The organism is Caulobacter sp. GW822-FHT01G02 (assembly GCF_058802865.1).
The window spans coordinates 411105-434077 of record NZ_JBXAON010000004.1 but is presented as its reverse complement, the minus strand read 5'-3'; the positions used below and the strand labels follow the sequence as shown (position 1 = coordinate 434077).

Annotated in this window: 22 protein-coding genes; 18 read left to right on the top strand and 4 right to left on the bottom strand. The window is 67.3% G+C overall.

The features are described from left to right. Window positions 1–563 precede the first annotated feature (563 nt). Complete coding sequence (locus AC1RNC_RS14370) at window positions 564–1031, bottom strand: Lrp/AsnC family transcriptional regulator (RefSeq protein WP_492887063.1); 468 nt, start codon at window positions 1029–1031, stop codon at window positions 564–566. Window positions 1032–1153: 122 nt separating this feature from the next. On the opposite strand from AC1RNC_RS14370, the gene AC1RNC_RS14365 reads away from it, so the two are divergent. The 5 genes from AC1RNC_RS14365 to AC1RNC_RS14345 all read left to right on the top strand — a co-directional run bounded on the left by AC1RNC_RS14365 (window position 1154) and on the right by AC1RNC_RS14345 (window position 6988). Beyond that, window positions 1154–1426, top strand: a complete 273-nt coding sequence (locus AC1RNC_RS14365) for a DUF6356 family protein (RefSeq protein WP_492887062.1) — start codon at window positions 1154–1156, stop codon at window positions 1424–1426. Then, entirely contained in the window at window positions 1423–2424 is a 1002-nt protein-coding gene (locus AC1RNC_RS14360; protein ID WP_492887061.1) for a putative sulfate exporter family transporter, read from the top strand. The genes AC1RNC_RS14365 and AC1RNC_RS14360 overlap by 4 nt, the downstream gene beginning before the upstream one ends. Window positions 2425–2458: 34 nt before the next feature. Next, window positions 2459–3928, top strand: coding sequence for an amino acid permease (locus tag AC1RNC_RS14355; protein ID WP_492887225.1), 1470 nt, complete (start codon window positions 2459–2461; stop codon window positions 3926–3928). Window positions 3929–4001: 73 nt separating this feature from the next. Beyond that, window positions 4002–5150: an acyl-CoA dehydrogenase family protein gene (locus AC1RNC_RS14350; protein ID WP_492887060.1), complete on the top strand. Its 1149-nt coding sequence runs from the start codon at window positions 4002–4004 to the stop codon at window positions 5148–5150. Between the two features lie 230 nt (window positions 5151–5380). Beyond that, on the top strand, window positions 5381–6988 hold the full coding sequence (locus AC1RNC_RS14345; RefSeq protein ID WP_492887059.1) for a methyl-accepting chemotaxis protein: 1608 nt from the start codon (window positions 5381–5383) through the stop codon (window positions 6986–6988). 103 nt (window positions 6989–7091) lie between these two features. Here AC1RNC_RS14345 and AC1RNC_RS14340 read toward each other — a convergent pair whose 3' ends face one another. Further along, a complete protein-coding gene (locus AC1RNC_RS14340; RefSeq protein WP_099444777.1) occupies window positions 7092–7403 on the bottom strand; it encodes a hypothetical protein in 312 nt (103 codons plus the stop codon). A gap of 296 nt (window positions 7404–7699) precedes the next feature. Between AC1RNC_RS14340 and AC1RNC_RS14335 the strand changes: the two genes are divergently transcribed. From AC1RNC_RS14335 to AC1RNC_RS14275, 13 genes are all read left to right on the top strand, one after another. After that, window positions 7700–9721 carry a methyl-accepting chemotaxis protein gene (locus AC1RNC_RS14335; RefSeq protein WP_492887058.1) on the top strand — a complete coding sequence of 674 codons (2022 nt, stop codon included), beginning with the start codon at window positions 7700–7702 and terminating at the stop codon, window positions 9719–9721. Continuing rightward, entirely contained in the window at window positions 9721–10008 is a 288-nt protein-coding gene (locus AC1RNC_RS14330; protein WP_492887057.1) for an STAS domain-containing protein, read from the top strand. Before AC1RNC_RS14335 ends, AC1RNC_RS14330 begins: the two co-directional genes overlap by 1 nt. Further along, on the top strand, window positions 10005–10370 hold the full coding sequence (locus tag AC1RNC_RS14325) for a response regulator (protein WP_062095129.1): 366 nt from the start codon (window positions 10005–10007) through the stop codon (window positions 10368–10370). The genes AC1RNC_RS14330 and AC1RNC_RS14325 overlap by 4 nt, the downstream gene beginning before the upstream one ends. An 85-nt stretch (window positions 10371–10455) precedes the next feature. Beyond that, on the top strand, window positions 10456–12738 hold the full coding sequence (locus AC1RNC_RS14320; protein WP_492887056.1) for a chemotaxis protein CheA: 2283 nt from the start codon (window positions 10456–10458) through the stop codon (window positions 12736–12738). A gap of 3 nt (window positions 12739–12741) precedes the next feature. Then, entirely contained in the window at window positions 12742–13209 is a 468-nt protein-coding gene (locus AC1RNC_RS14315) for a chemotaxis protein CheW (protein ID WP_492887055.1), read from the top strand. Next, window positions 13209–14087, top strand: a complete 879-nt coding sequence (locus AC1RNC_RS14310) for a CheR family methyltransferase (RefSeq protein ID WP_492887054.1) — start codon at window positions 13209–13211, stop codon at window positions 14085–14087. The genes AC1RNC_RS14315 and AC1RNC_RS14310 overlap by 1 nt, the downstream gene beginning before the upstream one ends. Continuing rightward, complete coding sequence (locus AC1RNC_RS14305; protein ID WP_492887053.1) at window positions 14087–15121, top strand: protein-glutamate methylesterase/protein-glutamine glutaminase; 1035 nt, start codon at window positions 14087–14089, stop codon at window positions 15119–15121. The genes AC1RNC_RS14310 and AC1RNC_RS14305 overlap by 1 nt, the downstream gene beginning before the upstream one ends. 3 nt (window positions 15122–15124) lie before the next feature. Next, window positions 15125–15514: a response regulator gene (locus AC1RNC_RS14300; RefSeq protein ID WP_010918325.1), complete on the top strand. Its 390-nt coding sequence runs from the start codon at window positions 15125–15127 to the stop codon at window positions 15512–15514. Then, the gene (locus tag AC1RNC_RS14295; protein ID WP_492836618.1) at window positions 15511–16077 is read left to right on the top strand and encodes a chemotaxis protein CheD; all 567 of its coding nucleotides are present in this window, start codon (window positions 15511–15513) and stop codon (window positions 16075–16077) included. Before AC1RNC_RS14300 ends, AC1RNC_RS14295 begins: the two co-directional genes overlap by 4 nt. Window positions 16078–16082: 5 nt before the next feature. Further along, entirely contained in the window at window positions 16083–16463 is a 381-nt protein-coding gene (locus tag AC1RNC_RS14290) for a DUF8776 family protein (protein ID WP_492836620.1), read from the top strand. A 7-nt stretch (window positions 16464–16470) separates the two neighbouring features. After that, on the top strand, window positions 16471–17073 hold the full coding sequence (locus AC1RNC_RS14285) for a response regulator (protein ID WP_492887052.1): 603 nt from the start codon (window positions 16471–16473) through the stop codon (window positions 17071–17073). Beyond that, window positions 17070–17540, top strand: coding sequence for a chemotaxis protein CheE (locus tag AC1RNC_RS14280; RefSeq protein WP_492836624.1), 471 nt, complete (start codon window positions 17070–17072; stop codon window positions 17538–17540). The genes AC1RNC_RS14285 and AC1RNC_RS14280 overlap by 4 nt, the downstream gene beginning before the upstream one ends. Before the next feature lie 267 nt (window positions 17541–17807). Continuing rightward, entirely contained in the window at window positions 17808–20627 is a 2820-nt protein-coding gene (locus AC1RNC_RS14275) for a TonB-dependent receptor (RefSeq protein WP_492887051.1), read from the top strand. 80 nt (window positions 20628–20707) lie between these two features. On the opposite strand, the gene nagA is transcribed toward AC1RNC_RS14275, so the two are convergent. Then, entirely contained in the window at window positions 20708–21844 is a 1137-nt protein-coding gene (gene nagA, locus AC1RNC_RS14270) for an N-acetylglucosamine-6-phosphate deacetylase (RefSeq protein WP_492887050.1), read from the bottom strand. Then, a complete protein-coding gene (locus tag AC1RNC_RS14265; protein WP_492887049.1) occupies window positions 21844–22935 on the bottom strand; it encodes an SIS domain-containing protein in 1092 nt (363 codons plus the stop codon). Before AC1RNC_RS14265 ends, nagA begins: the two co-directional genes overlap by 1 nt. Window positions 22936–22973 lie beyond the last annotated feature (38 nt).

The window sequence follows — 22973 nt, the reverse complement described above, 5'->3', positions numbered from 1 at the left end:
AGAGAGGGGATTGAGGGCGCTGTATCCCCGGTGTTGGCGGGACAGAGCCACACGAAATCAACCGCTTGTCGATTTTTCGCGCCCCTGAATGATCCGCGTTGAATCCGCCCCGATACTCAGAGCTGTCCCCGTCGCGGGGGAGGGCGTTTGGATCCGGCCCAATACGGCGGCGGGGGTAGGTTGAGCGGGGCCGCTGGCGGTTCCCGGCGGCGCCTTCACGCCACGTCGCTTACTCTTTAGGAGCGCACGCGGGTGACGGAGCTGTCCGGGATCAAAACCATCAGCGGATCGACAGGGCGGTGATCGTACAAGCCGCCTATCGTGGATCGTCGGGGTCGAGACGGATGTAGCCGATCGACTTGGTCCGCGCCCGTCCGGGGGCTAGTGGGGTCCCGAGCTGAAAGACGCTCACGCCCCCCATCCTCACGGGCAAGAACAACCTGGCGGAGCGGTCGTCCGAGCCGAAACACACAAACCACTACGGTCTCCGGGTTCGCCCGGCCGCTCCGTCGCCTCCCCACACCTTCAGCGGCCGCGCCGCGTGGAGCGGCGAAGCCGTGAGCCTAGCTCGGGCAGATCGGCAGCGCCGTCGTGAACTTGATCTGCTCCATGGCGAAGCTGGACGAGACGTCGGTCAGCGGGGCGGTGGCGATCAGGCGCTTGTAGAAGCGGTCATAGGCGGCGATGTCCTTGACCACGACCTTGAGCAGATAGTCGACCTCGCCGCTCATCCGGTAGAACTCGACGACCTCGGGCAGGGAACTGGCGCCGGCCGCGAACTGGGTCAGCCAGGCCTCGTCGTGGCGGCCGGTCTTGACCGCCACGAAGACGGTCAGGGCGAGGTCCAGGGCCGCGCGGTCCAGCAGGGCGACGCGGGCGGTGATGACGCCGGCGTCCTGCAGGCGCTTGATCCGCTTCCAGCACGGGGTCTGGCTCAGGCCGACCCGCTCGGCCAGCTCGGCGATGGCGACGGTGGCGTCGTCCTGCAGGATGGCCAGGAGGCGTCGGTCGACTTGATCGAGATCAATCATCTCGCGATCCCCTGTTTTGGAGAATGAAATTCTCCGTATCGCGGAACGGGTAACCTTTCAAACCATGTCTTTCTTCGAATCCTCGCCATCCTAGGGCGCCTCGGCACAGCAACGGGGCTCCCATGGACCTGTCCTTCACGCGTCATCCCAAGTCGGTCGGCGAAAGCTATGGCCAGCACATGGGCGTGGCCTGGAGCTTCGGCTTCACCCTGCTGGGCGCGGGTCTGGCCTGCCTCGTCCACGGTCTGCTGCCGTTCGCCTTCGAGCGCACCGGCAGCCAGACGGTGCGCCGGCTGCACGAGCGGCTGTCCAGCCGCTGCGCCAAGGCCGACGCGCATTTCGCGGCTCAAGCGCCGATCTCGGGCCAGATCTCCGGCGAGACCGTCCGCGGATGACGACCGCCGCCCTGCGCCTGAGCGCCGGCAAGCTGGGTCCCGGCCTGATCGCCGGCCTGCTGCTGGCGATCCTGGCCAAACTGCTGGCCTCCAACCTGCACGCCCCGGCGCCGCTGGTCGCGGTGGTGCTGGGCATGATGCTCGGCGCCCTGGGCCTGCAGGCCCAGCTGGGCGCGGGTCTCGACGTCTTCGCCAAGCCCGGCCTTCGGCTCGGCGTGGCCATGATGGGCGCCCAGATCAGCTGGAGCGAGTTCGCCGCCCTGGGCGGTCCGGCCATCGTCGCCAGCGGCGCGGTGGTGCTGGGCGGGCTGGGCGTCGGGGCGCTGGCGGGGACCGCGCTGGGCCTGCCGTTCGCCGAGGCCCTGATCGCGGCCGCCGCCTGCTCGATCTGCGGCGCCTCCGCCGCCCTGGCCGCGTCACAGGCCGCGCCGGCCAGTCCGGCCAACCAGCGCACGACGGCCCTGGTCATCGTCGGCGTCAACCTGCTGTCGACCGTGGCTATGCTGGCCTATCCGCCGATCGCCCACGCCCTGGGCCTGAGCGCCCACCAGTCGGGCGTGTTCTTCGGCCTCTCGATCCACGACGTCGCCCAGGTGGCCGGCGCCGGGGCTTCGGTTTCGCCCGAGACGGCCAGCACCGCCGCCCTGGCCAAGCTGGCCCGCATCGTCTGGCTGGGCCCGGCGGTCATCCTGATCGGCCTGATGCTGACCCGCACCCGGGAAGGCGGCGTGGTCGGCGGGCTGAAGGCGCCGCCGCTTTTTGTTTTAGGCTTCGCGGCTCTCGCCGCAGCCCGCGGCCTGGGCCTGATCCCGCCCGTCCTGGTCACGACCATGGCGGCCTGCTCCGGCTTCCTGCTGCTGGCCGGCGTCGGGGCCATTTCGGCCAAGCTGGGGCCCAAGGCCCTGCTGGAGGTCGAGCCGAAGCTGGCGGTCATGCTGGCGACGGTCACCGTCGCCGTCGCGGTCCTGGCCTACGCCCTGACGAGAATATTCTTCTAAAGATCAGGCCTTGGCGGAGCACGAAACCCGCTCCATGGTCCCGGCCAAGAGTCGGAGGGACCTGATTTTGAGCATCTGGACGCGACGCAAGTCGATCGACACCATCACTGCGGGCCACGCGGACAGCCATCAGCTGAAGAAGACCCTGAGCTGGTACCATCTGGTCGCCCTGGGCGTCGGGGCCATCGTCGGCACCGGCATCTACACCCTGACCGGCGTCGGCGCGGGCCTGGCCGGGCCGGGCGTGATCCTGTCGTTCCTGATCGCCGGCGCGGTCTGCGCCTGCGCCGCGCTGTGCTACGCCGAACTGTCGACCCTGATGCCGGCGGCGGGCAGCGCCTACACCTACAGCTACGCGGCCATGGGCGAGCCTGTCGCCTGGTTCGTCGGCTGGAGCCTGATCCTCGAATACACCCTGGTCTGCGCGGCCGTCGCCGTCGGCTGGTCGGCCCACGCCCATGGCCTGTTCAAGATGGCGGGCTTCCCCGACTACCTGTTGGCCGGACCGCACGCCGGCGGTGTCGTCAACCTGCCGGCCGTGATCATCTCGATGGCGGTGGCGGGCCTGCTGGCCCTGGGCACCCGCGAGAGCGCCACGGTCAACATGGTCCTCGTTTTCGTGAAGATCATCGCCCTGGTCATCTTCGTCGCGCTGTGCCTGCCGGCCTTCGACGCAAGCCACTTCACCCCGTTCATGCCCAACGGCTTCTCGGCCCATGTGCCCGCCGGGGCCGCGCCGGACTCGGCCAAGATTGGCGTGATGGCCGCCGCCAGCCTGATCTTCTTCGCCTTCTACGGCTTCGACGCGGTCTCGACCGCCGCCGAGGAGACCAAGAACCCCAAGCGCGACCTGACCATCGGCATCGTCGGCTCGATGGCCGCCTGCACGGCCATCTACATGATCGTCGCCGCCGCCTCGATCGGCGCGTCGCGCACCGAGATCTTCTCCAAGAGCGAGGCGCCGCTGGTCTTCATCCTGGAGAGCCTGCAGCACGGCAAGATGGCCCAGCTGGTGGCGCTGGCCGCCGTCGTGGCCCTGCCGACCGTGATCCTGGCCTTCATGTACGGTCAGAGCCGGATCTTCTTCGTCATGGCCCGCGACGGCCTGCTGCCGCGCGCCCTGTCGAAGGTCAACGCCAAGACCGGCACGCCGGTGGTCATGACCCTGCTGACCGGCGCCCTGTCGGCGGTGCTGTCGGGCTTCCTGTCGCTGAAGGACATCGCCGAACTGGCCAATGCCGGCACCCTGGCGGCGTTCATCGCCGTGGGCCTGTCGGTGATCGTGCTGCGCCGTCGCGAGCCCAACCGCCCGCGCGTGTTCTCGACCCCGGCCTGGCAGATCGTGGCCCCCGCCGGCATCCTGGGGTGCCTGTATCTGTTCTACAGCCTGCCGGCCAAGACCCAGATCTACTTCCTGTTCGCCCACATCATCGGGGCGGTGGTCTACCTCGCCTACGGCATGCGCAAGAGCGTGCTGGCCCAGGCTGAAAAGGCCGCGCGGTAAGGGATTTCCAATCTCGAGGGCCGTCGCTACAGTCCGCGTCAAAACAAGCGTTTGATGTCGGGAGAAGAAGCGCATGGCCCTCGATCTGGAAACCCGCGAGCAGCTGATCGAGACGGTGGCTCGCTTCGTGGCCGAGCGCCTGCGCCCGATCGAGGCCAAGGTCGCCGAGGACGACGCGGTGCCCGCCGACATCGTCGAGGAGATGAAGGGCCTGGGTCTCTTCGGCCTGTCGATCCCCGAAGAATTTGGCGGCCTGGGCCTCAACATGGAGGAAGAGGCGCTGGTGGCCGTCGAGCTGGGCCGCGCCTCGCCGGCGTTCCGCTCGGTGTTCGGCACCAATGTCGGCATCGGCAGCCAGGGCTTGGTGATGTTCGGAACCGACGACCAGAAGGCCAAGTGGCTGCCGGGCATCGCGTCGGGCGAGATCATCACCTCCTTCGCCCTGACCGAGCCGGAAGCCGGCTCCGACAGCGCCGCGGTGCAGACCCGCGCCACGCTGGACGGCGACGGCTACGTCCTGAACGGCGCCAAGCGCTACATCACCAACGCCGGCAAGGCCTCGCTGTTCACGGTGATGGCCCGCACCAATCCCGACGTGAAGGGCGGGGGCGGGGTTTCGGCCTTCCTGGTTCCGCGCGACTTGCCAGGCCTTTCGGTCAGCAAGCCCGAGAAGAAGATGGGCCAGCAGGGCGCGCACATTCACGACGTCACTTTCGACAATGTCCGCGTCCCGGCTTGGAACCGGCTGGGCGAGGAAGGCGAGGGCTTCAAGGTCGCCATGCAGGTGCTGGACCGCGGTCGCCTGCACATCGCCGCCGTCTGCGTGGGCGTGGCCGAGCGGCTGATCGCCGACTGCGTGGCCTATGCCAGCGAGCGCAAGCAGTTCGGCCAGCCGATCGCCAGCTTCCAGCTGATCCAGGCGATGATCGCCGACAGCAAGACCGAAGCTTTGGCGGCCCGGGCCCTGGTCCTCGAGACGGCCCGCAAGCGCGACACCGGCGTCGGCGTCACCCTGGAGGCGGCGGCCTCGAAACTCTTCGCCTCGGAGATGGTCGGCCGGGTGGCCGATCGGGCCGTGCAGGTGTTCGGCGGTGCGGGTTATGTCGCCGACTACGGAATCGAACGGCTGTACCGCGACGTCCGGATCTTCCGCATCTACGAGGGCACCAGCCAGATCCAGCAGTTGGTCATCGCCCGCGAGACCTTGAAGCGCGGCGGGTAGGGCTGCGGCGGGATGTCGCGCCTGATTTCTGGTAGAGCCGTGGCGCCACGCCGCGGGGAGGCGGCTTTTTCCAGTGCACGCAAATGTCTTTGAAGGCGCTGCTACTCAAAGGTGTGTTCACGACCTTTGAGTGTCGTGCGTCATCCTGCCGCTTCGCATACGGAGAATATTTAAGCCGGCATTAAGTATACTGGACGAGGTTGTCTCCGGATTACGAAACGGGGACGACCATGAGCCAAGATCACGCGATCAGCGAACGAGCGGCGTTCATGGGTCTGGACGATAGGGCGCGGGCCTCCCTCCGCGCGCTTCAGCCCGTCGTCCGCGCCAATATCGGCCCCGCCCTGGACGCCTTCTACGCCAATGTCCGCGCGACGCCCGAGACCCGCAAGTTCTTCGGCGACGAGGGCCACATTCAGTCCGCCTCGAGCCGCCAGCAGGCGCACTGGGACGTGATCGCACGGGCCGAGTTCGATGACACCTACGTCAAGGCCGTGCGCGCTATCGGCCAGACCCACGCCCGCATCGGCCTGGAGCCGCGCTGGTACATCGGCGGCTACGCGGTGGTCAGCGAGCATCTGATCCGCGCCACGATCAACGACCAGTGGCCCAAGGGCTTCATGGCCAAGGGCGACCCGACAAAGGCCGGCGACGCGGTGAGCGCGCTGATGAAGGCGGTCATGCTGGACATGGACTTCGCCATCTCGATCTATCTGGAGACCATCGAGGCCGAGCGCCAGCGCCTGGAGGCGGTGCGCCTGGCCAACGAGGCCAGCCAGAACGCGGTGGTCCAGGCGCTGGGCGACGCGCTCGACCGCCTGGCCCAGGGCGACCTGGTCGGCCGCCTGTCGGCCGAGGTGGCGCCGGAGTTCCAGAAGCTGAAGGACGACTTCAACAACGCCGTCGGCATCCTGGAGCGGGCGATGAGCCGCGTGGCCGACGCCACGGACGGGATCCGCTCGGGCGCCGACGAGATCGGCGTCGCCGCTGACGACCTGTCGCGCCGCACCGAACAGCAGGCCGCCAGCCTGGAAGAGACGGCCGCGGCTCTGGACGAGATCACCTCGACGGTCCGTCGTTCGGCCGCCGGCGCCAAGCAGGCCCAGGACGTGGTGGTCGGCGCCAAGGCCGAGGCCGAGAAGTCCGGAGTCGTCGTCGACCAGGCCGTGGCGGCCATGGGCGAGATCGAGACCAGCTCGCGCTCGATCGGCAACATCATCGGGGTGATCGACGAGATCGCCTTCCAGACCAACCTGTTGGCGCTCAACGCCGGAGTCGAGGCGGCGCGCGCGGGCGAGGCCGGTCGCGGCTTCGCCGTCGTGGCGCAGGAGGTCCGCGCCTTGGCCCAGCGGTCGGCCGACGCGGCCAAGGAGATCAAGACCTTGATCGCCAGCTCGACCGCCCAGGTCGATCGCGGCGTGGGTCTGGTCGGCCAGACGGGCGAGGCCTTGCGCGGCATCGTCGGCAAGGTGGCCGAAATCGACGCCCTGATCGTGGAGATCGCCAGCTCGGCCCAGGAGCAGGCTCAGGGGCTTAACGAGGTGAACACGGCCGTCAATCAGATGGACCAGGTCACTCAGCAGAACGCCGCCATGGTGGAGCAGACGACGGCCGCGACCCATTCCCTCAAGGGTCAGACGCTGGAGTTGGTCAAGCAGGTGGCGACGTTCTCGATCTCGGCGCGCCAGAAGGCCGCCGCGCCGGCGACGCCCACGCCGACGCGCGCTCCGCCTGTCGCCCGCCCGCTCAGCCGCCCCGGCCGCCAACCGGCCGTCTCCGCCCCAGCGGCGCGGGGCAATGCGGCCGCGGCGCTCAAAGAAAAGTGGGAAGAGTTTTGAGTAAAGGAGCGGGTCAGGTGCGAATCTTGACCTGCGAACAGCAGAACGCCCCCGCCGACGGTGTCGGCGAGGGCGCTATGTGTTCCCCGGAAGGGACTGATGCTTACGCGCCGCCCGGGAAGCGGAACGGGACCTTCACGGTGCCCGTCTTGGCGCCCATGGGGAGCTTTTCGGCGATGCACATGGCGGCCTTGTCGAAACCCTTACCGGCGGCGCTGTTGTCGACGACCTTGCAGTCCGACAGCTTGCCGGCGTCGGCGGTGCATTCCAGCATCACCTGAGCGGCGTCGCGGGTGTTCGCGAACTGCTGCAGGCAACGGCCCATTTGGTCTTCGAAGCCACCGGCGGCCGAAGCGGCCTGAGCGACGAAAAAGCTGCCAGCGATTCCCGCGGCAATAGCGATCGGATATTTCATCCCGCTGCTCCTAGTAAATATGTCCCGTCCTGTGGACGCTGCGCCAACCGGACGCAGGAGCCTTTTCGCAGGTTCAAGTTAAGAGAATCTGAGTCGGAGAAGAATATTGGAAGTTTACTGTCAGGTAACCATCAGAGGGGGCCGCGCGACGCCCGCGAGGTGCTCCCGTCTTTATAGATTCCGCGCGTGGGAGCCTGCGACGAAACGACCCGTCCGACACCACCTCGAACTATTATGTCGAATTGGCTTTAACCAAGTCAGAGTCTGTTAGGACTCTATGGGGATTATCCCCTCTCATGTTGGCGGTCCGTGGGCACGGCGCGCCGGTTGGAGGGAACCTCGCGATGAAACGGATGCGTCTCGTCGATTTACCGTTGATTATAAAGATCGGCTTCGCGCCGGCATTCGCTTTGCTGATGCTGGCCCTGATGGCGGGTGGCGCCATCGTTGTTCAGAAGAGCCAGTCGGCCGCTCTGAAACAGGTCGTTGAAAGCGACATGCGCGAAAACCTGGAGATCCAGAAGATCTCCAAGCGTATTTCAAACGTCAACGGTGAACTCTACACCGTCATGACCCACAAGGCTGGCAACATCGACGTCGCCAAGAACGACGCTCGCATGGCCGCCGTGCTGACCGAGACCGACTCGATCAAGAAGGAACTGGCCGCCCTCAAGGCCAAGCTGCCGGCGGCCGAACAACCCAAGATCGCCGAACTGATCAAGCAACTCGATGAGTGCCGCAGCGCCATCGACACGGTCAGCGGCATGATCGGCGTCGACTTCAACATGGCCGTGGGCTTCATCGCCCCGTTCGAAGAACAGTACGCCAAGATGACCGGCACGCTCGACCAGGTCGTCGGCGCCGCCAACAAGCGCGTCGAAGCCGAGAGCGCCAAGCGCCAGGCCGAGGCGACCGCCGCGATGAGCATCACGATCGTGATGTCGCTGATCACCCTGGCCGCCGTCGGCGGTCTGGCGTGGTTCACCGTCATGACGACCCGCAAGTCGATCAACGACATCGCCGGCGCCACCGACAAGCTGTCGAAGGGCGACAACAGCATCGACCTCGAGAAGCTGACGCGCGGCGACGAACTGGGCGCCATCGTCACGGCGCTGAAGGTCTTCCGCGACAACCAACTGCACCTCGACACATTGCGCGCCGAGCAGGAAAAGTCCGCCGCCCTCACGGCCGACGAACGCCGCGCCAAGGAAGCCGCCGCGGCGGCCGCCGCCCAGGAAGCCTCGACCGTCGTCAGCAACCTGGCCCAGGGCCTGGAGAAGCTGGCCTCGGGCGACCTGACCTTCCGCGTGACCGCCGACTTCCCTGGCGACTATCGCAAGCTGAAGGACGACTTCAACGGCGCCATGGGCTCGCTGCAGGAGACGATGAAAGTCATCGCCGCCTCGACCGACGGCCTGCGCACCGGCGCCGACGAGATCGCTCACGCCTCGGACGACCTGTCGCGCCGCACCGAACAACAGGCCGCCAGCCTGGAAGAGACCGCCGCCGCGCTGGACGAGCTGACCGCCACCGTGCGCCGCACGGCCTCGGGCGCCCGCCAGGCTTCGGACGTGGTCTCAACGACGCGTGGCGAAGCGACGCATAGCGGCCAAGTCGTGCATCAGGCAGTGTCGGCCATGGGCGAGATCGAAAACTCGTCCAAGCAGATCAGCCAGATTATCGGCGTGATCGACGAGATCGCCTTCCAGACCAACCTCCTGGCCCTGAACGCCGGCGTCGAAGCCGCGCGGGCGGGCGAAGCGGGCCGCGGCTTCGCGGTCGTCGCCCAGGAAGTCCGGGCCCTGGCCCAGCGCTCGGCCGAAGCGGCCAAGGAGATCAAGGCCTTGATCTCCAGCTCGACCCAGCAGGTCAGCCAAGGCGTCAGCCTGGTCGGCCAGACGGGCGAGGCGCTGCAACGGATCGTGGCGAAGGTCGGCGAGATCGACGCCCTGGTCACCGAGATCGCGGCTTCGGCCGCGGAGCAGGCGACCGGTCTGAACGAAGTCAACACGGCCGTGAACCAGATGGATCAGGTCACGCAGCAGAACGCCGCCATGGTCGAGCAATCGACCGCCGCGACGCACTCGCTGAAAGGCGAGACCGGTGAACTGGTCCGCCTGATGGCCCGCTTCCAAGTGGGGAACGGCGCTTCGAACTACACCCGCCCGGCCATGGCCGACGCGGCCCAGCACGCTCCGGCGCGCAACCCGGTGGCCGAGCAGCAGGCCCGCCTGAACACCTTCGCCCGTCCGGGCCGGAGCAATGGTTCGGCGGCTGTCGCCCAGGCCCCCACTACGGATGGTTGGGAGGAATTCTAATGGCCGCCGCGATCGCGCTGCCTGAAACCCTGGATCTGAAGGCCGCGGCCCCGCTGAAGGCCGCCTTTCTGGAACGCCGCGGCGCGGCGATCATCGTGGAAGCCGATCAGGTCCGTCGCCTCGGCGGTCTGTGCCTGCAGGTTCTGCTGGCCGCCCGCAAGGCGTGGGACCAGGACGGTCAAGCCTTTTCCATCAAGGGGCCTTCCGAGGCCTTTGTCGAAACCACCCGTCTTTTCGGCGCCGAAAGGGTGCTCCTCTCGGCGGAATTCCAAGGAGCTGAATCGTGACCCGTACGATTCTCACGGTCGACGACTCCCGCACCATGCGGGACATGCTGCGCATGGCTCTGGCTGGCGCCGGCTTCAACGTGGTCGAAGCGGTCGACGGCGAACATGGCCTGGAGGTTCTCTCCGCCCATCGCCCCGACGTGATCATCACGGACATCAACATGCCCAAGCTGGACGGCTTCGGCTTCATCGAGGCGGTGCGGGTCGATGACGACTATCGCGCCATCCCGATCCTGGTCCTGACCACGGAAAGCGACCCGGCCAAGAAGCAGCGGGCTCGCGAAGCCGGCGCGACGGGCTGGATCGTCAAGCCGTTCAACCCGGAAAAGCTGGTCGACGCCATCCGCCGCGTCGCCGCCTAGGTCCGGGGCCGCCTGAGTCAGGCTCAAGTACCGCGTGCCGAATTTTGACTACCCGTTGCTAGACGCGAATTAGGACGTACGGGACATGGACGAGCTAGAGGCCATCAAGGTTACCTTCTTCCAGGAATGCGAGGAGCTTCTCGCTGACCTCGAGGGCGGTCTCCTGGCCATGCAGGAAGGGGCCGGCGACAGCGAAACGGTCAACGCCGTGTTCCGCGCCGTCCACTCGATCAAGGGCGGCGCCGGCGCCTTCGGCCTCGAGCCGTTGGTGCGCTTCGCCCACGTGTTCGAGACCCTGCTGGACGCCGTGCGCGCCGGCTCGGTGCCTAACACGGTCGACCTGGCCGCCGTCATGCTGCGCGCCTCCGACATCCTGGCCGACCACGTCAGCGCCGCGCGCGGCCTGGGTGATGTCGACATGGCCGCCTCGGCCGCCATGGCCGCCGAGCTGGAAACCTGGACCGACCCGAACGCCGCCCCGGCCCCGGCCGCCGCCGCCCCGGCGCCGGTCGAGGAGGCCGCTCCGGCCCCGCACACCACTGTTTCTGTCGTCGCCGCCGAAGACGCCATGGATGACGACGACCTTGGCTTCGTCTTCGTGCCCCAGACCATCTCGGTCGAGGCGCAGGCCGCCGACGCCGATCTGATCCCCGCCAACGTCTGGACGGTGTCGATCCGTCCGAAGTCAGACCTCTACCGCAAGGCCAACGAGACGGCGCTGCTGCTGCGCGAGCTCAACCGCCTGGGTCCGATCAAGGCGACGCTGGACGATCGCGCCCTGCCGGCGCTGGAAGATCTGGATCCGGAAGCCGCCTTCGTGACCTGGAGCGTCCGCCTCGAGACCGAGGACGACGAGACCGCGATCCGCGAAGTCTTCGAGTTCGTCGACGGTGACTGCGACCTGGAAATCACCCGTGGCGAAGCCGCGGTCGAGGACGCCCTGGCCTCGCTGCTGACGGTCGCCGAGACCATCCCCGAAATGGCCGTCGAGCCCGCCGCTCCGGCCGCCATCGAAATTCACGCCCCCGAAGCGGCTTTGGCGCCCGTCGCCGAGGTCGCGCCCGTCGCGCCGCCCCCCGCGCCGGTGGTCGAGGCCGCCAAGCCGGCCGCCCCGACGCCGAAGGCCACCCAGGTCGAGGTCCCGGGTCCGGGCCAGTCAGTCATCCGCGTCGATCCCGAGCGCATCGACCGCCTGATCGATCTCGTCGGCGAACTGGTCATCAACCAGGCCATGCTGGCGCAACGCGTCGGCGAATATGGCATCGCCCCGTCCTCCAACCTAGCCATGGGTCTGGATGAGCTGGAACAGCTCACCCGCGAGATCCAGGACAGCGTCATGGCCATCCGCGCCCAGCCGGTGAAGTCGGTGTTCCAGCGCATGCCGCGCCTGGTCCGCGAAGTCGCCAACATGACGGGCAAGCAGGCCCGTCTGGTCATGGACGGCGAAAACACCGAGGTCGACAAGACGGTCATCGAGCGTCTGTCCGACCCGATCACCCACATGCTGCGCAACGCCATCGACCACGGGCTGGAAAGCCCCGAGGAGCGCAAGGCGGCCGGCAAGAACGCCGAAGGCGTCGTGCGCCTGGCCGCGCTGCACCGCAGCGGCCGGATCGTCATCGAGGTCTCGGACGACGGCAAGGGCATCAATCGCGAGCGGGTGCTGTCGATCGCCGTCAAGAAGGGCCTGATCGCCCCCGACGTGACCTTGACCGACGAAGAGATCGACAACCTGATCTTCCTCCCGGGCTTCTCGACCGCCGACAAGATTTCGGACGTGTCGGGCCGCGGCGTCGGCATGGACGTGGTCAAGCGCTCGGTCCAGGCTCTGGGCGGTCGCATCTCGATCACCTCGCGCCCCGGCCAGGGTTCGACCTTCACGCTGAGCCTGCCGCTGACCCTGGCCGTTCTGGACGGCATGGTGGTCGATGTCGCCGGCGAGACCCTGGTCGTGCCGCTGGCCGCCATCGTCGAGAGCCTGCGTCCGAAGCCGGAAGAAGTTCGCCCGCTGGGCCCGGTCGGCTCGGTGCTGGCCGTCCGCGACAGCTTCGTGCCGCTGATCGACGTCGGCCTGACGCTCGGCTACCGCGACCATAGCCCCAACCCGACCGACGGCGTCGTGCTGCTGGTCGAGGGCGAGGACGGCTCGCGCGCGGCCCTGGTGGCCGACGCCATCCATGGCCAGCGTCAGGTCGTCATCAAGTCGCTGGAGCAGAACTACCAGCAGGTCGAGGGCGTCGCCGCCGCGACCATCCTGGGCGACGGCCGCGTGGCCCTGATCCTGGACGTCGATGCGACGATCGCCATGCGCCGCCGTGAAGGCGGCGCGCCTCGCCCCACAGAACCCACCCTCATCGCGGCGGAGTAAGTCATGACCGACCATGCCACCGCCATAGGCATTGACCGCCGGGAACTGATTTCCTTCCGCGTGGGCGACCAGGAGTACTGCGTCGACATCATGGCGGTCCGCGAGATCCGCGGCTGGAGCCCGGCCACGGTGCTCCCGCAGTCGCCCAGCTTCATGCGCGGCGTGATCAATCTGCGCGGCGCGGTGCTGCCGATCATGGACCTGGCCTGCCGCCTGGGCATGCCGGTGATCGAGCCGACCGTCCGCAGCGTCTTCATCGTGGTCAAGGCGGGCGACCGCACCGTCGGCCTGCTGGTCGACGCGGTGTCTGACATCCTGTCGATCAACGACGACATGATCCAGCCGACCCCGGACATGGCCTGCGACACCGTCCGCAACTTCGTGCGCGGCATCATCTCGATCGAAGGCCGCATGATCAGCGAGATCTCCTTGGACCGCATCCTGCCCGAACGGGAGGCCCTGGCCGCCTGATGACGAATTTCGCTTCCACCTCAGAGCGCCGCGAAGCCATCGTCGATGGCGAGTTCGCGTTCACCAATCAGGATTTCAAGCGCATCGCCGCGCTGCTGTACGATCTGGCCGGCATCAGCTTGCCCGACAGCAAGGCGACGCTGGTCTATTCGCGCCTGGCCAAGCGCCTGCGGACCCTGGGTCTGCGGACGTTCACCGAGTACTGCGCCTTCGTCGCCAGCGACAAGGGCCAAGACGAGAGCCAGGAGATGCTCCGCGCGCTGACGACCAACGTCACGCGTTTCTTCCGCGAGCCGCACCACTTCGACGACCTGCGCGCCAACGTGCTGGAACCTGTCGTCGACAAGGTGCGCGCGGGGGGGCGGCTGCGCCTATGGTCGGCCGCCAGCTCGTCGGGCCAGGAGCCCTATTCGATGGCCTTCACGGTGCTGTCGGTATGGCCGAACGCGGCCGATCTGGACATCCGGATCCTGGGCACGGACATCGACACCAACGTGCTGGCGATCGGCCGCGAGGCCGTCTACGACGAATCGCTGCTGGAAGGGATTCCAGCCTCGGCGCGCAGCCAGTTCTTCGAGCGCGACGCCTCGGATCGGCGCGCCTGGCGCGTTTGCGACGCGGCCCGCAGCCTGGTCGCGTTCCGGGAACTAAATCTCAACGGTCCGTCATGGCCTATGAAGGGGCCATTTGACGCCATCTTCTGCCGGAATGTCGTGATCTATTTCGATGAACCTACTCAAGAACGTGTTTGGAGCCGCTTCGCGCCGCTCGTCGCGCCTGGCGGCCGTCTCTATGTCGGCCATTCCGAGCGTGTGGGCTCCAATGTCACCGCGTTCGAAAGCTGCGGCCTGACCGCCTATAGGAAGGTGGGCCGCTGATGCCGAAGATTCGTGTTCTTGTCGTCGACGACTCCGCCACCATGCGGAGCCTGATCACGGCGGCCCTCTCCCGCGACCCGGAGATCGAGGTGGTCGGCGGCGCCGGCGACCCGTTCGAGGCGCGGGGCATGATCAAGGCCCTGAACCCCGACGTCGTCACGCTCGACATTGAGATGCCGAACATGAACGGCATCGAGTTCCTCGAGAAGATCATGCGCCTGCGGCCGATGCCGGTGGTCATGGTCTCGACCCTGACCCAGGCCGGCGCCGAGATGACGCTGCGGGCCCTGGAACTGGGCGCGGTGGACTGCGTGGGCAAGCCCGCCGACGCCACCGGCACCCAGGAAGCCCTGGCCGAGATCGTCACCAAGGTGAAGATCGCCGCCCGCGCCTCGGTTCGCACCAACGCCGGCGCGGCCCCGGCGGCCGCGCCCGTGCGGCGCAAGGACTTCGTGCCGTCGGGCGACATCGTGGCGATCGGTTCGTCGACCGGCGGGGTGGAAGCCCTGCTGTCGATCCTGACGCTGTTCCCCGAGACCTGCCCGCCGACGGTCATCACTCAGCACATGCCGGCGACCTTCACCGCCAGCTTCGCCGCCCGCCTGGATCGCGCCAGCGGGGCCAAGGTGCAGGAGGCTGTCGACGGCGCCCTGCTGGAGCCCGGCAAGGTCTATGTCGCTCCCGGCGGCGCGGCGCATCTCACGGTCGTTCGCTCGGCCGGCCTGCGCTGCCGCCTGGTCCAGGGCGACCCGGTCAGCGGCCACCGCCCGTCGGTGGACGTGCTGTTCAACTCGGTGGCCAACGCCGTCGGCGACAAGGCGGTCGGGGCTATCCTGACCGGCATGGGCCGCGACGGCGCCCAGGGCCTTCTGGCCATGCGCAAGGCCGGCGCCAAGACGCTGGGCCAGGACGAAGCTTCGTGCGTCGTCTACGGCATGCCGCGCTCCGCTTTCGAAATTGGCGCTGTGGAGAAGCAGGTCTCCCTGTCCCACATGGGCCAATCCATCCTCGATCTGGCCTCCGCGAGGCGATGAACCATGCCGCAAGCTAGCACCATCTCCGTACTCGTGGTCGACGACCAGCTCACCATGCGGGCTCTGATCCGCAATGCGTTGCAGCAGATCGGCTTCAAGGACATCCGTGAGGCGCCGGATGGCGAGGAGGCTCTCAAGAACCTCCTGGCCAAGCCCGCCAACCTCGTCATCTCGGACTTCAACATGCCGAAGATGGATGGCCTGGCGCTGTTGCGCGCGGTGCGCTCGCACCCGCCGATCCGCCAGACCGCCTTCGTCATGCTGACGGGCCGCGCCGACCGCGAACTGGTCCAGCGCGCCGTGCAGTTCGGCGTCAACAACTACTGCGTCAAGCCGTTTACGGTTCAAGGCTTGAAAGAGAAGATCGAACAAGTGTTCGGGCAGCTGACATGACGCAATTCTCCCATCACGACGACCCGGAACGGGCGGTCAAGGTTCATGTGACCCAGGGCGAAAGCCATGTGACGGGCGACCCGCAGGTGGTGATGACCACCGTGCTGGGCTCGTGCATCGCCGCATGCATCCGCGATCCGCAAGCCGGTGTCGGTGGCATGAACCACTTCCTGCTGCCGGATTCGGGCGATGGTCGCACCGGCGGCGACGCTGTCCGCTACGGCGCCTACGCCATGGAAGTGCTGATCAACGATCTGCTGAAGAAGGGCGCCCGCCGCGAGCGGATGGAAGCCAAGATCTTCGGCGGGGCCAAGCTGTTCGACGGCCTCTCGGACGTCGGCGCCAGCAACGCCGCCTTCGCCGAACGCTTCCTGCGCGACGAAGGCATCCCGATCGTCTCGTCCAGCACCGGCGGGGTCTCGGCCCGTCGCGTCGAGTTCTGGCCGACCTCGGGCCGGGTGCGTCAGCGTCTGGTGGCCGTCGACAACGCGCCGCAGGATGTCCGCCGTCCCGTTCCGCCGCCGATGCCGTCGGTGGCCAGCGGCGACGTGGATCTGTTCTGAGCCTGATGACCGCGCTGCCGCTTCAGACGCCGACGACCGCACCGACCGAGCACCTGCCGGTCGGAGAGCTGTCGCGTCGCCTGGCGGTGGAACTGGCTTCGGCCGCGACCCTGTGCCGGGACTGCGAACACCTGGCCGGCGACCTCGCCAGGGGTGGGGCGACGCTGGAGAACCTGACGCGTCTGCAGTCGCTGGACGAGCTGAGCCAGCGCCTGCACGGCCTGTCCGAGGTGCTCGAGCGCATCGGCCAGCACGCCTCCGGCGAATGGAACGTCTCGATCGAGCCGCTGCTGAGGGGGCTGGGTCTGTCCGACATGGTCGTGAGGCTGCGCGCCGAGGAGCGGCAGGGCGAACGCGCCGACCCCGGCGAGCTCGACTTCTTCTAGGCGCGCGATGGCCGACCCGCTCCTTCCCTCGACGCGGATCAATCTCGAAAAGGCCACGGTTCTGGTCTTGGATGACAACGGTCCCTCGTTGGACATATTGTCGCAGGTGGTCTCGGGCTTTGGCGTCAAACAGCTGCTCCGGGCCGAGAGTGTCGCGGACGCGCAGACCTTGATCCGAACCAAGACCTTCGACCTGATCATCAGCGACGTGCAGATGCCCGTCACCGACGGCATCGAGTTCATCGAATGGCTGCGCAAGGACGCCGGCGAGACCAACCGCTACGTCCCGGTCATCCTGGTCACCGGCCACACCCGCACCTCGCAGATCTTCAAGCTGCGCGACGCGGGGTCGAACTATGTCGTGGCCAAGCCGATCACGCCCAAGGTGCTGCTGGAGCGTATCGTCTGGGTCGCTCGCGAGGAGCGGCAGTTCATCGAATGCGACAGCTACATAGGACCTGATCGCCGTTTCAAGCACGAGGGACCCCCGCCAGGGACGGATGGACGGCGGAAGGATGACCTCCCGGCCGAGGTGGGCGATGCGCAGACGCCCAACATGTCGGATGACGAAATCGCCAACCTGATGCGCCCAGCGAAGGTGCAGATATGACCGTCCGTAAATTCCGTCCCCCCAACCGCCTCGCCAGCATGATCAAGGAGCGGGGCGGCATCCTGGCCCAGGACGCCGTCATCGCCGCCGAAGCGGGAGTCGAGAGCCTGCGCGAGGCCTCGCTGGCCGCGTTGGACGAAACGCTGGCCGAGATCGAGCGTCGCTTCGGCAAGGCCGCCGAAGACCGCGAGAGCGAGCCGTTCGATGCGCTTTACCTGCTCAGCTCACGGATCATCGACGTTGGTCATTTCGTCTCCGACAGCGGAGTCGACAAGGCGGCGGTGTCCCTGTGCACCCTGGCCGACAGCCTGGCGGAAGCCGAGGTCTGGCGCTGGGATGCGGTCGACGTCCACCTCAATGCCTTGAAGCTGCTGCGGGCCATGGGCGCCCAGCTGCCGGCGGATCAGCGCGCGGCGATGCTGGAAGGCCTCTATCAGGTCAGTCACCACCGTCCCGACGAGGTCTGACCCGGCCTGACCCGCCGCCGCCATGTGTCGGAAACGCAACGGCGCTAGGTCTCGTGAGTTGTGTCCGCTTTGTGGCCTTGTCGGCCGCCAATCGCTTTGTTAGTCCTCTGATACCGGTGTCAGAAACGAATGTCTGCTTCTGACACCGGTAGCAAAAACCAAGATCTAAGGCCGGGGTGCGGCTTCGTGGGAAGGACGCGGAGCTGAAACGAAGGCCTAGGGCGGCGGCGACGCCGTCTCCAAATGGTCTCATCGGGAGGAGGTTCTATGTCCAAGAATACCACGGGGCGCGTGCGCGCCCTGCACTACGGCGTGTCCGCTAGCGCCCTGGCCCTGGCGATGGTTTTCGCCGGCGCCGCGTCGGCCCAGGAAGCGCCCGCTCCGGCCCCTGCCGATGATCAAGTCGAGGCTATTGTGGTCACCGGCTTCCGCAAATCGCTGGATGCGGCGCTCAACGCCAAGCGCGACTCGGTCTCGTCGGTCGACGTCATCGTCGCCGAGGACATCGCAAAGTTCCCCGATCAGAACCTCGCCGAGTCGCTGCAGCGCGTTCCCGGCATCTCGATCGTTCGCGACGGCGGCGAAGGCCGCGCCATCACCGTGCGCGGCCTGGGCTCGCGCTTCACCCGCGTGCGGGTCAACGGCATGGAAGCGGTCGCCACCACCTCGGACGGCGCCAGCGCCAACCGCGAGCGCGGCTTCGACTTCAACGTCTTCGCTTCGGAGCTGTTCAGCTCGCTGGTCGTCCACAAGACCGCCGAAGCTTCGCTCGACGAAGGCTCCCTGGGCGCGGTCGTCGACCTGAACACCGGCAATCCGCTGGCCGGCAAGGACGGCTTCACGCTCGCGCTCAGCGCGCAGGGCCAATACAACAGCCTGAGCAAGGATCTCGGTCCGCGCCTGGCCGGCCTGGTCAACTATCGTCACCCGAGCGGCGTGTGGGGCGCGTCGATCTCGGCCGCCTATTCCCAGCAGGAACAGATCGAGTCGACCAACAACACCGTGCGCTGGGCTCAGGCCCGCTTCAACCGCGTGGGTTCGACCAACTGCTTCACCACCCAGAACAGCGGCGGCTCCTACGTTCCCAGCGCGGCCTGCAACGAAGCGGCCCTGGCCTTCCACCCGCGCATCCCGCGCTACGGCCAGGTCACCCATGATCGTGAGCGCCTGGGCCTGACCGGCAGCTTCCAGTATGCGCCGACCGACCGCACCAAGTTGTCGGTCGACGGCCTGTATTCGAAGTACAAGGCCATCCGCAACGAGAAGTGGGCCGAGGTCCTGTTCCGATCGAACGAGCGCTCGATCAACGTCCGCGACTACACGCTGGACAGCAACAACAACATGATCAAGGGCACGTTCGACAACGCCTGGGTGCGCCTGGAGCACTATGAGCGCAAGCTGGACACCACCTTCTACCAACTCGGCGCGAACCTGACCCACGAGTTCTCGGACAAGTTCAAGATCCAGGGTCTGGCCGGCTTCTCGAAGTCGGACGCCGACATCCCGTATGAGACGACGATCATCTTCGATGACCGGGACGCCACCGGCTACAGCTATGACTATACCAACATGAAGAAGCCGGTGCTGGCGTTCGGCGCCAGCATCAGCGATCCGACCAACTTTCAGTTCGCGGAATTCCGCGACCGTCCGTCGAACAACACCAATAAGTTCAAGACCTTCGGCCTGAACGGCGACTGGGCGATGAGCGACTCGATCACGCTAAAGGGCGGCGCGTCGTTCCGCCAGTTCGACCTGAACCTGCGCGAGGGCGCGCGCGACTCGACCTACTGCGCCGCCTTCACCTGCGCGGCCGGGACCTACGGCGCGCCGGTCACCTCGGCGCTGACCACGAACTTCACCCTGAGCGGCGCGGAGGCGCCGGCCGGCACGACGACCAGCTGGGCGGCTCCGAACCTCGATGCGGCGACGGCCCTGGTCAATCTCTACAACCGCCCTCTGATCCAGCAGGCCGGCAATACCCGCGCCGTGACCGAGAAGGACACCGGCGCCTTCGTCCAGATGGACGTGAAGAGCCGGATCGGCGACCTCGACTACGCGCTGAACGCCGGCGTGCGGTACGTGAAGACCGAGCAGTCCTCGACCGGCCTCAACAGCGGCCAGAACCTGACCGTCGATCGCACCTATAAGGACTGGCTGCCCGCGGCCAACCTGGTGCTCTATCCGATGGACAAGGTCATCGTCCGCGCCTCGGCCGCCAAGGTCATGACGCGTCCCAACCTCGGCGCCCTGACGCCCGGCGGGTCGGTGGACGGTTTCAACTACCGCATCACCACCGGCAATCCTCAGCTGAAGCCCTATCGCGCCAAGGCCTATGACGCCGCGGTGGAATGGTATTTCGCCCGCGAGTCGATCTTCTCGGTCGCGCTGTTCAAGAAGGACATCGCGAGCTTCCCGCTCTCGACGTCCGTCCAGGGCACCTACGCGTCGACCGGCTTGCCGCTGTCGCTGATCCTGGCCAGCTCGCCCGCCGCCGCCAATCCCGAAGCGCGGCCCTGGACGATTGGCACGACGATCGACGGGAAGGGCGCTTCGCTGAAGGGCGTAGAGTTCGCGATCCAGGGACCCTTCTCGTTCCTGCCCGGCTTCTGGTCGAAGTTCGGCGGCATCGCCAACGTGACCTTGGTCGATTCCAACGTCAATTATCGGGTCAATGGCGCAGCCACCGTCGCCGACCCTCGGAATCCGACGACGAACGCACAGCTTTCCTTCCCGCAACTCGTTGCGCGTGATGAGTCGTCGAGCCTGTTCGACCTGTCGAAGCGCGCCTTCAACGCGACGCTCTACTACGAGGCCGACAAGTTCAGCGCTCGCGCCTCGGTCGCCTATCGCAGCGGCTATATCGACGCCGCCAGCGACACCGGCAATGTGTTCGAGGGCTACAACAGCTCGGTCAATGTCGACGCCTCGATGCGCTATCGCCTCAACGACAACTTCGAGGTTTCGCTGGAAGGCGTGAACCTGACGGACGAGTACCGCGACCGCTTCACCGACCTCGCGGCCGACCGGAACTACGAATACAACCACTTCGGCCGGACCATCATGTTCGGGGTCCGTTACAAGATGTAGTCACGTCGCGAGGCGTGAACGAGAAAGGCCGCCGGGTGACCGGCGGCCTTTTTCGTTGCGGGATGGCCGGCCAAGAGAGGCTATCCGGCGACCCCGTCGATCCAGGTCGCCGTGACGTTGAGCGCATCGTCGAGCAGGCAGAGGTCGGCCGCGAAGCCGGGCGCGATGCTTCCCCGTTGGCCTTCCAGGCCCAGGAACGCCGCGGGGGCGGCCGAGGCCATCGTCACGGCGTCCTCCAGGCTGACGCCCAGCAGCGCGATGGCGTTGCGCACCGCGCCGGCCATGTCGAGGTCCGAGCCCGCCAGGGTGCCGTTCTCGTCGACGCAGACGCCGTCGCGCACCACGATCTCGCGGCCCTGCAGGACGAAGCGCTTGTCGGTCATGCCCACCGTCGGCATGGCGTCGGTCACCAGCATGAAGCGGTCGAGAGGCCGGGTGCGCAGGGCGATCTTCAGGGTCACCGGGTCGACGTGGCGGCCGTCGACGATGATGCCGGCCCACGCCGTCTGGCTCTCCAGAGCCGCGCCCACCGCGCCCGGCTCGCGGCTGGTCAGCGGCGACATGGCGTTGAACAGGTGCGTGAAGCCGGTCAGGCCGTGGTCCAGGGCCTGGCGCATGGTCTTGTAGAGCGCATTGGTGTGGCCGGCGGCGACGCGCACGCCGGCGTCGGCCAGGCGTTGGATCATTTCGGGCGTGGTGCGCTCTGGGGCCAGGGTGACCAGAGTCTTGCCGACCTTCAGCGAGGTCAGCAGGTCCAGGGCTTCGTCATCGATGACGCGGAACTTGCCCTCGTCATGGATGCCCTTGCGCTTGGGGCTGAGGAACGGACCCTCGATGTGGACGCCCAGCACGCCGGGCACGCCTTGCGTGATGGCTTGCTCGGTGGCCCGCATGGCCTGGTCGACCACCGAGAGGTCGTCGCTGATCAGGGTCGGCAGGAAGCCGGTCGTACCATAGGCCCTGTGGGCCGCGCCGATCGCGGCGATGGCCTCGGGCGTGGGCGAGTCGTTGAACAGCACGCCGCCGCCGCCATTGACCTGGGTGTCGATATAGCCGGGAACCAGCAGGCCGCCGGCCAGATCGTGGGCTTGCGCGCCGGCCGGAACCGCGCCGGTGTCGACGACGCCCGCGATCACGCCGCTCTCGATCAGAACGGCCTTGCCATCGACGACGCCGGCTTCCGTCAGGACGCGGCCATTTACAAGTGCAGCCAGCATCAGACGGTTTCAGTGACCTTGTTGAGGTGGGGCGGGCTGTCGGGATCGTAGCCGCGCGCGACCGAAAGCGCATTGGCCATTCGGTAGAAGCTCTGGATCATCAGGATTGGCTCGAGCACCGGGTGGTTCGACAGCGTCGGCAGGACGTCCGCGCCATCCTCGCCAGGGGCCGCCAGCAGCACGTCGGCGCCACGTTCGCGCAGGCCGGCGGCCATGTCGTCGACACTCGCTCGGCTCTCGTCGTTCTGGGCGAAGACCAGGGCCGGAAAGCCCTCCTTCACCAGCGCCATTGGGCCGTGCAGAACCTCGGCGGCGCTGAAGGCCTCGGCATGCAGGCCGCAGGTCTCCTTGAACTTCAGGGCCGCCTCCAGGGCGACCGCGAAACCGACGCCGCGGCCCAGGACGTAGAGATTGCGGGCCAGCTTCAGGCGTTCGACGGCCGGGGTCCAATCCAGGGTCCAGGCCTCGGCCAGGGCGGCCGGCAGGATCGCCAGCGCCTGCGTCAGCGACTCGTCTTCCGTCCAGGCGGCGATCAGCTGGGTGATGGCCACGAGGGCGGCGATGTAGGACTTGGTGGCCGCGACGCTGAGCTCGGGGCCGGCATGCAGCGGGATCACCTCGTCGGCCAGTTCGGCCAGAGGCGAGTCGACGACATTGACCAAGGCCACCGCATAGGCGCCGGCGGCCTTGGCCGCCTTCACGGCCGCCAGCAGGTCCGGGCTCTTGCCCGACTGCGAGATGGCCAGGACCAGCGCGCCTTCCAGGTTGGGCGAGGCGTCATAGACCGAGCTGACCGACAGACCGGCCGACGAGGTCAGCACCCCGGCCTTGGTCTCGATCAGGTAGCGGGCGAAGGTCGCGGCGTGGTCGCTGCTGCCCCGGGCGCAGGTGACGACGACGCGCGGCGGGTTGGCGCGCAGACGCTCGGCCAGGGCCTCGATCTTGCTGGCGTTGGCGGCCAGCTGGATCGCGGCGACGGCCGAGGCCTGGCCGGCTTCCAGGAACATGCGCGTGGACTCTGGCGCAAGACCCTGGGGCGACGACCGTGTGGGCGCGGGGGTCTCAGGACGGGTCAAGACGGTCGCCTCCAAGCTCTGCTCCTCAGACTCAAGACACTCGGGACTGGCGC